The sequence below is a fragment of the Thalassospiraceae bacterium LMO-SO8 genome, from assembly GCA_031655335.1.
Classification (GTDB): Bacteria; Pseudomonadota; Alphaproteobacteria; order Rhodospirillales; family Casp-alpha2; genus UBA1479.
In genome coordinates this window covers 3,902,876-3,916,723 of record CP134226.1, presented here as the reverse complement: position 1 = coordinate 3,916,723, position 13,848 = coordinate 3,902,876, and the positions used below count along the sequence as shown (strand labels likewise).

The 13,848-nt window shown below is 63.2% G+C and carries 13 protein-coding genes; 11 read left to right on the top strand and 2 right to left on the bottom strand.

What is annotated here, in order from left to right; genetic code table 11:
- Positions 1 to 148 precede the first annotated feature (148 nt).
- The 10 genes from amrS (at position 149) to RJ527_18850 (ending at position 10,033) form a co-directional block, all read left to right on the top strand.
- The gene (gene amrS / locus RJ527_18895; protein WND76074.1) at positions 149 to 1,285 is read left to right on the top strand and encodes an AmmeMemoRadiSam system radical SAM enzyme; all 1,137 of its coding nucleotides are present in this window, start codon (positions 149 to 151) and stop codon (positions 1,283 to 1,285) included.
- A 73-nt stretch (positions 1,286 to 1,358) separates the two neighbouring features.
- Positions 1,359 to 2,153: a class II aldolase/adducin family protein gene (locus RJ527_18890; GenBank protein WND76073.1), complete on the top strand. Its 795-nt coding sequence runs from the start codon at positions 1,359 to 1,361 to the stop codon at positions 2,151 to 2,153.
- A gap of 185 nt (positions 2,154 to 2,338) precedes the next feature.
- Positions 2,339 to 3,844, top strand: coding sequence for a leucyl aminopeptidase (locus RJ527_18885; GenBank protein ID WND76072.1), 1,506 nt, complete (start codon positions 2,339 to 2,341; stop codon positions 3,842 to 3,844).
- A 31-nt stretch (positions 3,845 to 3,875) separates the two neighbouring features.
- Entirely contained in the window at positions 3,876 to 4,400 is a 525-nt protein-coding gene (locus RJ527_18880) for a hypothetical protein (protein ID WND76071.1), read from the top strand.
- Positions 4,401 to 4,453: 53 nt separating this feature from the next.
- Positions 4,454 to 4,903, top strand: a complete 450-nt coding sequence (locus RJ527_18875; protein ID WND76070.1) for a DNA polymerase III subunit chi — start codon at positions 4,454 to 4,456, stop codon at positions 4,901 to 4,903.
- 4 nt (positions 4,904 to 4,907) lie between these two features.
- Positions 4,908 to 5,702, top strand: coding sequence for a hypothetical protein (locus tag RJ527_18870; protein ID WND76069.1), 795 nt, complete (start codon positions 4,908 to 4,910; stop codon positions 5,700 to 5,702).
- Between the two features lie 61 nt (positions 5,703 to 5,763).
- Positions 5,764 to 6,786 carry a cyclase family protein gene (locus RJ527_18865; protein WND76068.1) on the top strand — a complete coding sequence of 341 codons (1,023 nt, stop codon included), beginning with the start codon at positions 5,764 to 5,766 and terminating at the stop codon, positions 6,784 to 6,786.
- A 13-nt stretch (positions 6,787 to 6,799) separates the two neighbouring features.
- On the top strand, positions 6,800 to 8,089 hold the full coding sequence (locus tag RJ527_18860) for a CoA transferase (protein WND76067.1): 1,290 nt from the start codon (positions 6,800 to 6,802) through the stop codon (positions 8,087 to 8,089).
- The gene (locus RJ527_18855) at positions 8,086 to 8,997 is read left to right on the top strand and encodes a CoA ester lyase (GenBank protein ID WND76066.1); all 912 of its coding nucleotides are present in this window, start codon (positions 8,086 to 8,088) and stop codon (positions 8,995 to 8,997) included. Before RJ527_18860 ends, RJ527_18855 begins: the two co-directional genes overlap by 4 nt.
- Before the next feature lie 67 nt (positions 8,998 to 9,064).
- The gene (locus RJ527_18850) at positions 9,065 to 10,033 is read left to right on the top strand and encodes a hypothetical protein (protein WND76065.1); all 969 of its coding nucleotides are present in this window, start codon (positions 9,065 to 9,067) and stop codon (positions 10,031 to 10,033) included.
- Positions 10,034 to 10,064: 31 nt separating this feature from the next.
- Here the strand turns inward: RJ527_18850 and RJ527_18845 are convergent, their stop codons facing one another.
- Both RJ527_18845 and RJ527_18840 read right to left on the bottom strand, forming a co-directional pair.
- The gene (locus RJ527_18845; GenBank protein WND76064.1) at positions 10,065 to 10,691 is read right to left on the bottom strand and encodes a YjbE family putative metal transport protein; all 627 of its coding nucleotides are present in this window, start codon (positions 10,689 to 10,691) and stop codon (positions 10,065 to 10,067) included.
- 61 nt (positions 10,692 to 10,752) lie between these two features.
- Positions 10,753 to 12,378 (bottom strand): choline dehydrogenase, encoded by a 1,626-nt coding sequence (locus RJ527_18840; protein ID WND76063.1) that lies wholly within the window; start codon positions 12,376 to 12,378, stop codon positions 10,753 to 10,755.
- A gap of 227 nt (positions 12,379 to 12,605) precedes the next feature.
- On the opposite strand from RJ527_18840, the gene RJ527_18835 reads away from it, so the two are divergent.
- The gene (locus tag RJ527_18835; GenBank protein WND76062.1) at positions 12,606 to 13,721 is read left to right on the top strand and encodes a TRAP transporter substrate-binding protein; all 1,116 of its coding nucleotides are present in this window, start codon (positions 12,606 to 12,608) and stop codon (positions 13,719 to 13,721) included.
- Positions 13,722 to 13,848 lie beyond the last annotated feature (127 nt).

Genomic DNA, 13,848 nt, shown 5'->3' with positions numbered 1-13,848 from the left:
AAACTCTCAGTCAGGACATCTGGCGAAAGCAGAAACGCCAGCCCATATATTTTAACAGAAAACGGCTGTGTTTTACTGATCGAACGCAATCGCCTTTCCGCTAATATAGGAACGCAGGCGCGCCGCCCCAAGTCGCGAGGCCGAACCGATGACCGCCCAAACCAACCACAATCACGCGCCGGAAGACTTCACCGGCGCCTTCCCCGGCCGCTACTGGCACAAGCTGGCGGATGGGCGCATTCAATGCGACGTCTGCCCCCGGTTCTGCAAGATGCGGGCGGGGCAGCGGGGGTTGTGCTTCGTGCGGGCAAGCGACGGCGAGCAGGTGGTGCTGACGACCTATGGACGCTCAAGCGGGTTCTGCATCGACCCCATCGAGAAGAAGCCGCTGAACCATTTCTATCCCGGTACGCCGATCCTCAGCTTCGGCACGGCGGGCTGTAACCTGACCTGCAAGTTCTGCCAGAACTACGACATTTCCAAGTCCCGCGAATTCGACAAGCTGCAAAGCCTGGCCACGCCGGAAATGATCGCCGAAGCGGCGGTGCAATCGGGGTGCAAGTCCGTCGCTTATACCTACAACGACCCGGTGATCTTCCTGGAATACGCCATCGACACGGCCAAGGAATGCCGCAAGCGGGGGATCAAGAACGTGGCCGTCACGGCGGGCTACATCACACCCGAGGCGCGGCCCGAATTCTTCGAATACATGGACGCGGCCAACGTGGACCTGAAGGCCTTCACGCCCGAATTCTACAAGGAACTGTGTTCCGCCGACTTGGAGGCCGTGAAGGAAACCCTGGTCTACATCAAGCACGAGACCGATTGCTGGCTGGAAATCACCGACCTCGTCATTCCGGGCCGCAACGACAGCGAGCAAGAGCTTGAGGAAATGACCAAGTGGATCGTTTCCGCCCTGGGGCCCGACGTGCCGGTCCATTTCACGGCCTTCCATCCCGACTGGAAGATGATGGACGTGCCGCCGACGCCGCCGGAAACCCTGGTCCGCGCCCGCGAGATCGCCATGAAGAACGGCATCCGGTACGCCTACACCGGCAACGTTCACGACAAGGAACATCAGTCGACCTATTGCCACGCCTGCGGCGGCCTGCTGATCGGGCGCGACTGGTATGAACTGTCCGACTTCAACGTCACGACGGCGGGCAACTACCCCGGCAACTGCACCGCTTGCGGCGCGGAAATTCCCGGCCGCTTCGACGGTCCGGCGGGGGACTGGGGACGCAAGCGGGTGCCGTTACGGTTTCAAGGGGCCAAGGCGGTTTAGAGGGCTTGCGCCGCCCGGTTGATTGTATACAATCCGCCGTTCGCAGATTTCATTCAGGGAGAGGACCCCGACCATGGCCCCCGACGCTTCGACCGCCGCCTACGACGCCAACCGCCCCGCAGACATCGCGCCTGAGGAATGGGACGTCCGGGTCAATCTGGCCGCCGCCTATCGCTTGGTGGACCTGTTCGGCTGGTCGGACCTTCTGGGCACGCACCTGTCGGCCCGCGTGCCGGGCCCGGAGGAGCACTTCCTGATCAATCCCTTCGGCGTGCTGTTCGAGGAAATGACCGCCTCGGCCCTGATCAAGGTCGACGAGCACGGCACCTGCCTGACCAATTCCGAATACAGCATCAACCCGGCGGCCTTCGTCATCCATTCGGCGGTCCACCTGGCCGTGCCGGAACTGACCTGCGTCATGCACACCCACACCCGGGACGGCGTCGGCGTGGCCTGCCAGGAAGAGGGCATCCTGCCGATCTCGCAGCAGGCGCTGTCGGTCTACGCCCATACGGCCTATCACGACTACGAAGGCCTGGCCTTCGACCTGACGGAACGCGAACGTCTGGTCTCGGACCTGGGCGACAACCGGGTCATGGTGCTGCGCAACCACGGCCTGTTGACCGTCGGCCGGTCCATCGGCGAAGCCTTCATGTGGATGTACCGGGCGGAACGCGCCTGCCGCTATCAATTGTCGTTCCAGCAGTCCGGCGCCAAGTTGACGCCGATCCCGCAGGAGGTCATCGACAAGACCGTGGAACAGGGCAAGATCGCCAACTCGCCGAACGGCCACCGCCCCATCGGCCAGAAGGAATGGCCCGCCCTGCTGCGCAAGCTGGACCGCGCCAATCCGGGCTACGACGCCTGAGCAGGCGTGTTTCCACACCGTTTCCGTCAGAATCCCCTTCACGCGAAGGGACACGGCACCCTATATAATAGGCCCCACTCATTCGGCGCGGGCCCGTTCGCCCGTGCGTCTTTCGCCGCCGCGCGGCCGGACCCATCGTTGGGGAGGCGCGCGGCGCCCTCATGAATAGTCCCAAGGACAGATAGATGAAAATCACCTTCGCCAATCCCGCACTTCCCGCCCAGGGCGTCGTCGTCGTGACCGCCACCGAGGACGCCAAGCTGTCGAAAAGCGCCACCGTCTTGGACGTCAAGTTGGGGGGGGCGATTACCCGCGCCGCCAAGGCCGCCAAGTTCAAGGGCAAGGCGGGCGAAAGCCTCGACCTGATGGCGCCGAACACCAAGTTCGAGCGCGTCGTCGTGGTCGGCCTGGGCAAGCCGGGCGAATTGAAGGACCTGGGCTTGCAGGACGCGGGCGGGCGCATCTACGCGCTATTGTCCGGGCAGGGCGCCGCCGCCACCGTGGTGCTCGACGCCGTCGAGGGGGCGGATATCGCCGCCGCCGACATGGCCGCCAACCTGGGTTTCGGAGCGCTGCTGCGGTCCTACCGATTCGACAAGTACCGGACCAAGGAGCCCAAGGAAAAGAAGCCGGTCCTTAAATCGATCAAGGTGCTGTGCCCGACCTCGGCCAAGGCCAAGGCTGCCTTTACCGACATGGAAAAGGTCGCCGAGGGCGTGTTCTTTACCCGCGATCTGGTGTCGGAGCCGCCGAACGTTCTTTACCCCGCGACCCTGGCCAAGGAGGCCCTGGCGCTGAAGAAGCTGGGCGTCAAGGTCACGGTTCTGGGCGAAAAGGAAATGACCAGGCTGGGCATGGGCGCGCTTCTCGGCGTTGGCCAGGGCAGTGCCCGCGAAAGCAAGATGGTCATCATGGAATGGACCGGCGTGGCCAAGTCCAAGCCCGCCAAGGCGCAGCAGCCGGTTGCCTTCGTCGGCAAGGGCGTGACCTTCGACACCGGCGGCATCTCGATCAAGCCGGCCGCCGGCATGGAAGACATGAAGTGGGACATGGGCGGTTCGGGCGTGGTCATCGGCCTGATGAAGGCCCTGGCCGGACGCAAGGCCAAGGTCAACGCCGTCGGCGTGGTCGGCCTGGTCGAAAACATGCCGGGCGGCAACGCCCAGCGGCCGTCGGACATCGTCAAGTCCATGTCGGGCCAGACCATCGAGGTCCTGAACACGGACGCCGAGGGGCGCCTCGTCCTCGCCGATGCCTTGTGGTACACGCAGACCAAGTTCAAGCCGAAGTTCGTCGTCGATCTGGCGACCCTGACGGGGGCCATCATCGTCGCGCTGGGCAACGAGCGCGCAGGCATGTACGCCAACGACGACGCGCTCGCCGATCAGATCTTCCAGGCCGGCGAGGCCGTGGACGAACTGGTCTGGCGCATGCCGCTGGGCAAGGCCTATGACGAGCTGATCAATTCCGACGCCGCCGACATGCAGAACATCGGCGGGCGCTGGGGCGGGTCGATCACCGCGGCGCAATTCCTGCAACGCTTCATCAAGGACGGCACCCCCTGGGTCCACCTGGACATCGCCGGCACCACCTGGTCGAAGAAGGCCAAGCCGGTAACGCCCAAGGGCGGCACGGGATATGGCGTGCGTCTGCTGGACCGTCTGGTCGCCGACCATTACGAAGCCAAGTAAGGGACATCAGGGGCATATGGGAGGCGGCGGCATGAAGCGTTTGATCGGCTCCCTGCTTGTCGCCTGCGGCCTGTCGGCCGGGGTTCTGATGGCCGGTGTGCCGGGCAGCGCGGCGGCGGAACCGGCCTCGGCCGCCGCCACGGCCGCGCCCTCGGCGGCGGCCCTGGAATTCGTCCGGCGCACCGGGTTGAACGACAACTTCGTGCAGTTGCTCGCCAAGTTCGGGGCGATGACCCGGACCGTGCAAAGCCTGATCGGCAAGTTCGGGCTCGAGGCCGTGACCGAGGTGTTCCGCGCCCAGGTCAACCGGACGGTCGGCAAGTACGGCGACGAATGGACGGCCAATCTGGCGCGCATCTACGGTGCCGAGTTCACCGCCGAGGAACTGGACTCCCTGGCCACCCAGCGCAAGGACTCACCCCATTTCGCACGCATGGTCGCGTTTCGCGACACGGCGGGCAAGCGCATGCGCGCGGCCAGCAACGATTTGATGGAAAAGGCCCTGTTCGAGGTCGTCAAGGGCACGGCGGAGCATTTCCCCACACTCAGCAAGTAGCCGTTCCGGCGGGTACAGCGGAACGGACAGGTTCAAGGCAGGCGAGCGAGACCGTGACCGACATTTCCTTCTATCACCTGGAACGCTCGCCGCTCGAACAGGCCCTGCCCAAGCTGTTGGAAAAGACCCTGGCCGCCGGCAAGCGGGCGCTGGTGCTCGCGTCATCCGAGGAACGGGTCGAGGCCCTGGCCCAGACGCTCTGGACCTACGATCCCGGGTCCTGGCTGCCCCACGGCACGGCCAAGGACGGCAATCCGGAAGACCAGCCCGTGTGGCTGTCGACCGATCCGGAAACCCCCAATCACGCGACCTTCCTGTTCCTGACCGATGGTGCCACCTCGGAATGGGTCGACGCTTACGAGCGCTGCTTCGAGCTGTTCGACGGCCGCGACCCGGACGCCGTGCAGGCCGCGCGGGAGCGCTGGAAGGCCTACAAGGCCGCCGGCCACGACCTGACCTATTTGCAGCAGACGGCCCAGGGCGGCTGGGAGAAGAAGGCCTAAGGGGATGTCGGATGAAACCCAAGAACCAGATAACTTCGATGAAGTCGCCAAGGTGTTGGGTGAACCAATTCTTCCAGATTATTCGGACAACACCCTGCGGATTCGTCGCAACCTGTTAATTGTCTCAGTCATCTCTATTGCCTACGGATGGGGCGATTTAAAAATTGCACCCGATAGCACGTTGTTTGGAGTGAAGTTCGACAACGTTGACCCTGTTGCAATCAATTGGCTGATTTTTTGTCTACTCGCATATCACGTGGTCCATTTCGCGTGGAACAGCGTGACGCACCTACAAGAGTGGCGAATTCGGCTTACAGGTACCAAACTGACATTCATTACCGGTGCAAAATACGGGTCCGCAGATGGCGATTACCCCGATGATCCCCGCCAGTCTTCTTTGTATGGGTGGTGGGTAAACCAAGCTCATCAGATCGGAAATATTAAGACCCCACTTTTGCAAATCGAGAGCGATTTAAAACGGTACTACGAGGAGATTCTGCGCTTGGTAAAAGAGGCCGAGCCAGAGAACCGGAGCCTGCACAATGAAATTGTTGGGAAGAGTGGAACTCTCGTCGATGTGCATGGAAAAATCTCACAGCTGCGGCAAAAAGTAGAGGCAGCAGAAAAAACCATAACGTCGAAACGGGTACCTGAGTCACTCAGGCGCTTTGACGTTTGGTTCAAACTTTTTGAAATCAATAACCTTACTCGTTGGTTTGTAATCGAGTTCACATTCCCAATTGTCTTAGGCTTAGTTGGCTTATGGTTCATGGGGATGACATTGGCTTCAAACTGCTAACAACCGGGTGCCCAAAAGAAGGCGGCGGTGACGACAACAAACGACTGACGGAGGATACAAGATGACCAACCCGCGCTGGGTCAATCGCCCCGAGGGATCGAACTGGGGCGATTTCGGCCCCGACGACGAAAAGGGCCGCATGAACCTGCTGACGCCCGAGGTCGTGATGAAGGGCGTTGCCGAGGTCAAGGAAGGACTGACCTTCTGTCTCTCCATGCCGCTCGACATGCCGGGCGGCAATTCCGTCAATCCGAAGCGCCATCCGCCGGTCCTCCATCCGACCAAGCAGGACGGGGCCCCTTATTACAACTTCATCTGGAACGAACATTCCCTGCCGGGCTCGACCGACGTCAGCGCCGACGACATGGTCGTGCTGCACACCCAGTATTCGACGCAGTGGGACTCACTCGCCCACTTCGGGCAGCTGTTCGACGCCGACGGCGATGGGGTGGCGGAGCCCTGTTACTACAACGGCTGGCGCGCCGGCACCGACGTCGCCGACCCGGACGTGCACAACCACGTCAAGACCGACCGTCTGGGCATCGAGAACATGGCGGAAAGCTGCGTTCAGGGCCGGGGCGTGCTGATCGACCTGCACGGCCATTTCGGCAATGCGCGTGTCGCCGTGAACCACGCCATGCTGATGGAGGTGATGGACAAGGACGGCGTCACGGTGGAGGAGGGCGACATGGTCCTGCTGCACACGGGCTGGGACGAGATGATCCTGTCCATGGCGGGAAACCCGGACGCCAAGAAGCTGCACTCCAGCTGTGCCGTGCTCGACGGCTGGGACGACAAGCTTTTGCAGTGGATCACCGACAGCGGGCTGACGATTCTGGTGTCCGACAACATGGCGGTTGAGAACACCCATTACGACAGCCGTCCCGAGGACGACCACTGCCGCCTGCCGATCCACCGTCACTGCCTGTTCAAGATCGGCGTGCACCTGGGCGAGATCTGGTATCTGGCCGAATTGAAGAAGGCGCTGAAGGCGCGGGGCCGGTCGCGCTTCCTGTTGACCGCCCCGCCCCTGCGCCTGCCGGGCAGCGTGGGCTCCCCCGCGACGCCCGTCGCGACCATCTGACGGACGGCCCCCGATGACCGAGAAATCCCCCAAAAGCGGCCCGATACGGCTGGACGCCAACAAGGTCGACATGTCGCAGTTCGGCCTGCACAAAAAAGACTACCAGCCCGAGGTCAAGGGGCCGCTGCACGGGGTGCGCGTGGTCGACATGTCGCGCCTGGTCTGCGGCAACCTGCTGACCTTCAACCTGGGCGACATGGGGGCCGAGGTCATCAAAATCGAACCGGCGGGCAAGGGCGATCCGCTGCGCGCCTGGGGCGACGGCGGGATCGAGGCGCAATGGAAGGTCTACGCGCGGAACAAGAAAAGCATGGCGCTCGACCTGCGCGATCCCCAGGCCATCGCCATCGTGAAGAAGCTGGCCGAGAGCGCGCAGATTCTGGTCGAGGGTTTTCGCCCCGGCCGGCTTGAGGAAATGGACCTGGCGCCCGAAACCCTTTGGGCGATCAACCCCAAGCTGGTGATCGTGCGCATCTCGGGCTATGGCCAGTCGGGCCCTTATAAGGAACGCCCGGGGTTCGGCTCCGTCGTCGAAAGCATGTCGGGCTTCGCGTCGCGCAACGGCTTCGGCGACCGGGAGCCGGTGCTGCCGCCCTTCGCGCTGGCGGACTCGGTGGCCGGGCTGCAAGGCGCCTTCGCCACGATGGTGGCGCTCCGCGCCGCCGAACAGGACGGCGGCCGTGGCCAGGTCGTCGACCTGGCGCTGCTCGAGCCCCTTTACGCCATCATGGGGCCGGAGGCCCTGGTTTATCAGCTGACGGGTAAAAGCCGCCCGCGCACGGGCTCGTCCTCGACCACGGCATCACCGCGCAACGTGTACGAAACATCCGACGGCAAGTTCATCGGCATGTCGGCGTCGATCCAGACCATGGCCGAACGGGTGTTCCGCATGATCGGCCGGGAAGATCTGATCACAAAGGAAGGCTTCCGCACCAACATGGAGCGCGTGAAGAACCGCGAGGAAGTGGACCGCATCGTCGGCGCCTGGATCAAGACCAAGACCCTGGCCGAGGTCGCCAGGACGTTCGAGGAACAGAGCATCACCGCCTCGCCGATTTACGAGCAGGAAGACATCCTGCGCGACGAACACTTCCGCGAGCGTGAGGTGATCATCGAACTGCCCGACGATCAATTGGGCACCGTGCCCATGCAGAACGTCAGCCCGCGCCTGTCGGAAACGCCGGGCGTGATCCGCACGCCGGCCCCGCTTCGGGGACAGCATTCCGTGGCGTTGCTCGAGGAACTGGGCTACGGCCTGGCCGAGATTGAAAATCTGAAAGAAAAGGGAGTGGTCGAAGGATGACCGATAAAAATACCACCGGTGCGGAACGGCCGATTGTCTGGCGTTCGCTGCTTTACGTTCCCACCAACAACGAAAAGTTCGTCGCCAAGGCCCATACCCGGGGCGCCGACGGCATCATCCTGGACCTGGAAGACAGCGTCCCCGAACAGGAACGCCAGCGCGCCCGCGACATGCTGCCCGACGCGGTCAAATCGGTGACACAGTCGGGCGCCGATCCCATCGTGCGCATCAACCGGCCGCTGCGCCACATGGTCAAGGACGTGGAGGCGGCGGTGAAGGCGGGGGCGCGGGCCCTGTTCGTGACCAAGGTCGACGGCGCGGGGCACTTGAAGCTGGTCGCCGAACTGGTCGGCGAGGTCGAGCGCGAGGCGGGCCGGCCGCAAGGATCGGTCAAGCTGGCCGCCATGGTTGAGACGGCGGATGCGTACTTCCGGGCCCATGCCATCGCCCGGGCCTCGTCGCGCCTGATCGGCATGAACCTGGGCGGCGAGGACTTCGCCATGGAAATGGGCATGGTCCCGGATACGGAAACCCTGCTGGTGCCCAAGCAGACGGTGATGATCGCGGCCAAGGCGGCGGGCCTGATGGCCATGGGTTTCATCGGCACGGTCGCCGACTACAACGACACCGAAGGCTTCCGCGCCGCGGTGCGCAAATCGGTCAAGTTCGGTTTCGACTGCGCCAGTGTCATCCACCCGTCGGGCGTGGCGATCCTGAACGAGGAATTCACCCCCTCGGCGGAAGCGGTCGACCATGCCCGCCGCGTGATCGACGCCTATGCCGAGGCGCAGAAGGCGGGCAAGGGGGCGATCACGGTGGACGGCAAGATGATTGACGTGCCGATCGTGATCCGCGCCGAACGCCTGCTGGCGCGTTACGAGGCGATCCGGGCCCGCGCCGGAAACTGAGCCGAGGAAGGATACCGGTAGTGGAAACTTCCGGCTAAGGTTCACTTTCATGCCGAAAGGGGGAGACATGAGAGACATAGCTAAATTTGCCGTTATTTTAATGTTTGTCGCGGGCTTGTCCGGCTGTAAGACGCTCGCGGTTTATTTCGGCAATGAACTTAATGCGGAACACCCATTCGACGAGAAATCGGATGAGGCGGTCGTTGTCATGGGGCTCGTCTTGGCCCATGCGTCCGACCATGTTGGCATGTTGATGACGACGGAAAACTGGCGGGTGGTCTGGCGGCGGATCGAAGAGGCCGGCCCGGCCAAGGACGGCGCGATCATTGCCGTGCGCCGGCATTGCGCCGTCTTTGCGTCAAAGAAAAGGGTGCCCTGCGAACCGGATCACCAGAAGGTGATGCGCAATGCCTTTGTCGTGCCTCCTGGCGAGTACATGTTGTCGAGCGTGACGCGTAGCCAAGTCTCCACGCAGTTTCTGGGCAGCGGCGACTCGTTGTTCAGCAAGGCCGACGTCGAGCGGAAAAAGGCCAAGAACAAGGTTCCTTGGTTTACCGTTCGGGCGGGTGAGGTCGCATATGTCGGAGACTTCGTATTCGATATTCAGGGAGACAAGGCACGAATGTTGGATATTCGGTACGACGAGGTCGGCGCGCGCGAGACCATGGCCCTGTTTCCTGAAGTCTCCGGCACGGTCGCCCTGCGAAAACTGTCGGGCGGAACGGAATTTACCAAGCTTTCTCCGCCACCCCAGGAACTCGACCCGTCGCTGACGGCGTTCGAGGTCGTTGGCGAAAGTTCGAAGAGCCGGAAAATAGCGGAGTTGCTGGCCCTTCGAAATCTCGTTCTTAAAGTGAGAGAGCGCCAGCATCGAATGTTTCGGATACTCGACGTCAAGGCGCGGAAACGAACGACCTCCAGCTACGGCACTGTGTTGTCGGCGACCTGGTCGGTGACGATGGAGGCGGTCAGCGCCACGGAAGAGGAAGCCGAGCGGATCGGCGGCAAATGGCGCAGGGTGGCGGAAAAAGGCTGACGCGCGGTAGAGATGCCCACCGAGTCCGCCGTCAGAGCACCCCCGCCGCGGCGGTCGCGACCTGATTGCCGCCGCGCCAGATCATTTCCACGGCCACATAGGCGACGACGAGCAGCCCGGCGTAGGCCAGCCATTTGTGCTTTTCCAAGAGCGACGCCACCCAGTTGGCGGCGAAGGCCATCAGCAGGATCGACAGGACCAGGCCGAACACCAGCATGCCCGGTGCGTCGTGGGCGGCGCCGGCGACGGCCAGCACGTTGTCCAGCGACATGGTGACGTCGGCGATGATGATCGAGGTCACGGCGCTGCGCAGCGTCTTGCCCTCGGCGCTGCCTTCGGCGTCCGGGTCGGGCATTTCCAGGCTTCCCGCGCGGATTTCCTGCCACATCTTGAAGGCGACCCACAGCAGTAGCAAGCCGCCCGCCAGGGTCAGCCCGATGATCGACAGTAGCTGATAGGTGACCGAGGCGAAGGCGATGCGCAGCACCGTGGCGACGATGATGCCGATGGCGATGGCCTTGCGCCGGAGTGCTATGGGCAGGCCCGCCGCCGCCATGCCGATGATGATGGCGTTGTCGCCGGACATCACCAGATCGATGAAGACGATGGAGGCGAAGGCCTTGAAATTGAAATTGAGGAGGGGGTCGAGAAATTCCACGGATGGGCTCTTTCGTGTCGTCGGCGCCGTTGCGGACGGCGGTGCGTGTAGGCGCGGGGCCCTAGCGGTTGTCTTCGATAATCATGTCGGACGCCTTTTCGCCGATCATGATGGCCGGCGCGTTGGTATTGCCCGACGTGATGGTCGGCATGATCGAGGCGTCGGCGACCCTTAAGCCCCGGATGCCCCGGACCCGAAGCCGGTCGTCGACGACGGCGTTCGGATCGCGGCCCATCTTACAGGTCCCGACGGGATGATAAATGGTCTGTGCGATGCGCCGCGCCCCTTCCAGCAGTTCGTCATCGGTTTGGGCGTCGCCGCCGGGACGCATTTCCTCGGCGACATAGGGGGCCAGGGTCTTTGTTTCGACCAGACGGCGCGTCAGCTTCAGGGAATCGATGGCCGTGCGGCGGTCCAGCTCCGTCGACAGGTAGTTGGGACGGATCGCCGGATGGGCGAAGGGATCGGGGGAGGCGAGGCGGATGTCCCCCCGGCTTTCCGGGCGCAGTTGGCAGACCGACAGGGTAAAGGCCGAGAATCGGTGCGTGCCCTCACCGGGGCTGTCCGCACTCCATGGCTGCACATGGTATTGGATGTCCGGCGTTTCCAGTTCCGGCCGGGTCTTGGCGAAGATCGCGACCTGGCTTGCGCCCATGGTCAGGGGGCCGGAGCGCCGGAACAGGAATTCCAGGCCCATCATGACCTTCTGGATCGGGTTTCGGGCCTGGTCGTTCAGGGTGATCGGGCGGTGGGTGCGGTAGATGGTGCGCAATTGCAGGTGATCCTGCAGGTTGCCGCCGACGCCGGCCAGGTCCTGGGTCACGGCAACGCCCATGTCCGTCAGGTGCTGCGCCGGGCCGATGCCCGACAACATGAGAATCTGCGGCGAGCCGATGGCGCCTGCCGATAGGATCACCTCGCCCCGGCAGGCGGCGGCCTGGGCCACGCCCTTCACGTCGAAGGCGACGCCGGCGCAGCGGCCGTCCTCCAGGATCAGGTTGCGGACCTGGGCATGGGTGCGGATGTCCAAATTCTGGCGGCTTTTGACCGGGTTCAGGTAACCGACGGCGGTCGAGCAGCGCAGGCCGTTGCGGGTCGTCAGCTGGAAATAGCCGGCCCCTTCCTGGTCGTCGCGGTTGAAATCGTCCCGTTCGGGAATACCGAGTTCGCCCGCCGCCTTGATGACGGCGTCGCAGATTTCCCGGCGCACCCGCATGTCCGATACCGCCAGGGGGCCGCCCGCGCCATGAAAGTCGTCGGCGCCCCGTTCCTGGTTTTCGGCGCGGCGGAAATAGGGCAGCACGTCCGTGAACGACCATCCGACGTTGCCCAATTGCCGCCAATGGTCGAAGTCCTGCGGCTGGCCGCGCACGTAAAGCAGGCCGTTGATGGAACTGGATCCGCCCAGGACCTTGCCGCGCGGCCAACTGATGGAGCGTCCGCCCAGGCCCGGGTCGGGGGCGGTCTTGAAGCACCAGTCCGTCGCCGGATTGTTGATGGTCTTGAAATAGCCGACGGGGACGTGAATCCAGGGGTTCGTGTCGCGCCCGCCAGCCTCCAGCAGAAGCACCCGCTTGGCCGAATCGGCGCTCAGCCGGTTGGCCAGCACGCAGCCGGCCGAACCGGCGCCGATGACGATGTAATCATAGACCGGGGCGTCGGAGAGGGGGGAGGTCGCTTCGTCCATCGTGCTTCGTCGTGATCCTGATTGCGTTGGTTCGCGGCGGTGGGGCGGTGGTATGGGGCCTGTACGCCGCCGCGGAGGTGGGTGAGGTCGCGAAATCATCGTTGCAGATATCAATGATCTTTGCAATAATGATACGTAGAAGTCTCAATAATGATAATTTAATACGACTTCTCAATGGTCCCGGCGGCAATCGTGCACGGCAGGACCCCATGTTTGGGAGTGGAAGCATGAACAAAATCAAATCTCTATTTGCCGTGTTCGCCCTTATGGCGTTCGCGACGGCGGCGGTCTTCACGCCGGGCACGGCCGAGGCCAAGAAGGTCAAAATCCGCGTTCAGTCGGTGATCCCGGCGAAGGCCGACGAAGTCACCATGTTGAAGGATTTCGCCGCCAACGTCGCGGCGCTGACCAACAACGAGGTCCAGATCGAAGTGTTGCCCGCGGGTGCGGTCGTCGGCGTCAAGGAAACGCTGGAAGCCGTCGACAAAGGCCTGATCGAAGGCGGATTCGCCTGGACCCATTATTGGTCCGGCTATCATCCGGCCGCCATGCTGTTCGGCTCGCCCGTCGCGGGCGGCGGTGTCGGCATGGACAACATCGCCTGGGTCAGCTGGTATCAGTACGGCGGTGGCCGCGCGCTTTATGAGCAGCTCTGGAAAGAGATGGGCATGAACATCAAGGGCTTCATCCTGCAGCCCGTCGGCCCGGAAGCCCTCGGCTGGTTCAAGGAGCCCATCAACTCCATGGCCGATTTCCGCAAGTACCGGTTCCGCACGCCTCCGGGCATCCCCGGTCAGACCTACAAGGACATCGGCGTCGCGTCGGTGGCCATGGGCGGCGGCGACATCCTGCCGGCCCTGGAAAAGGGCGTGATCGACGCCGCCGAATGGTGCTGCCCGAAACCGGACATGGTGTTCGGCTTCCAGAAGGTGTTGAAGCATTACTATCTGCAAGGCCTGCATCAGGTGGTCGTCAACGCCGACATGTACCTGAACGGCGATGTCTGGAAGAGCCTGACCCCGCATCAGCAGCAGGCGATGGAAATCGCCGCCGATGCCTCGTTGTCGCGTGCCATGAGCTGGCGCATCTACGAAAACGGCAAGGCGCTGAAGGAACTGACGGAAAAGCACGGCGTCATCCTGCATGACACCCCCGCCGACTACTTCACCGAGTACATGGAAGCAGCCCGCAAGAGCCTTGAGAAGAACGCCGCCGAAAACCCGTTCTTCAAGAAGGTCTGGGATTCCCAGAAGGCCTTCGCGGACATCGCGGTGCCATTCTGGGCCGGGGCGCAAACCTCGAACGCCAATCTCGGCAACGCCTACGCCAAGAGCAAGAAGTAGGCTGATCCTCTACGCATGACAGCTGCCGGACTTTCGGGGGCGGGCACACCGCCCGCCCCCGCATTGTCCGCCGCATCCTTCGCGGGCCGTTCTGAGGCACCGCACGGTCTTTCTTTCTCCGCCCGCG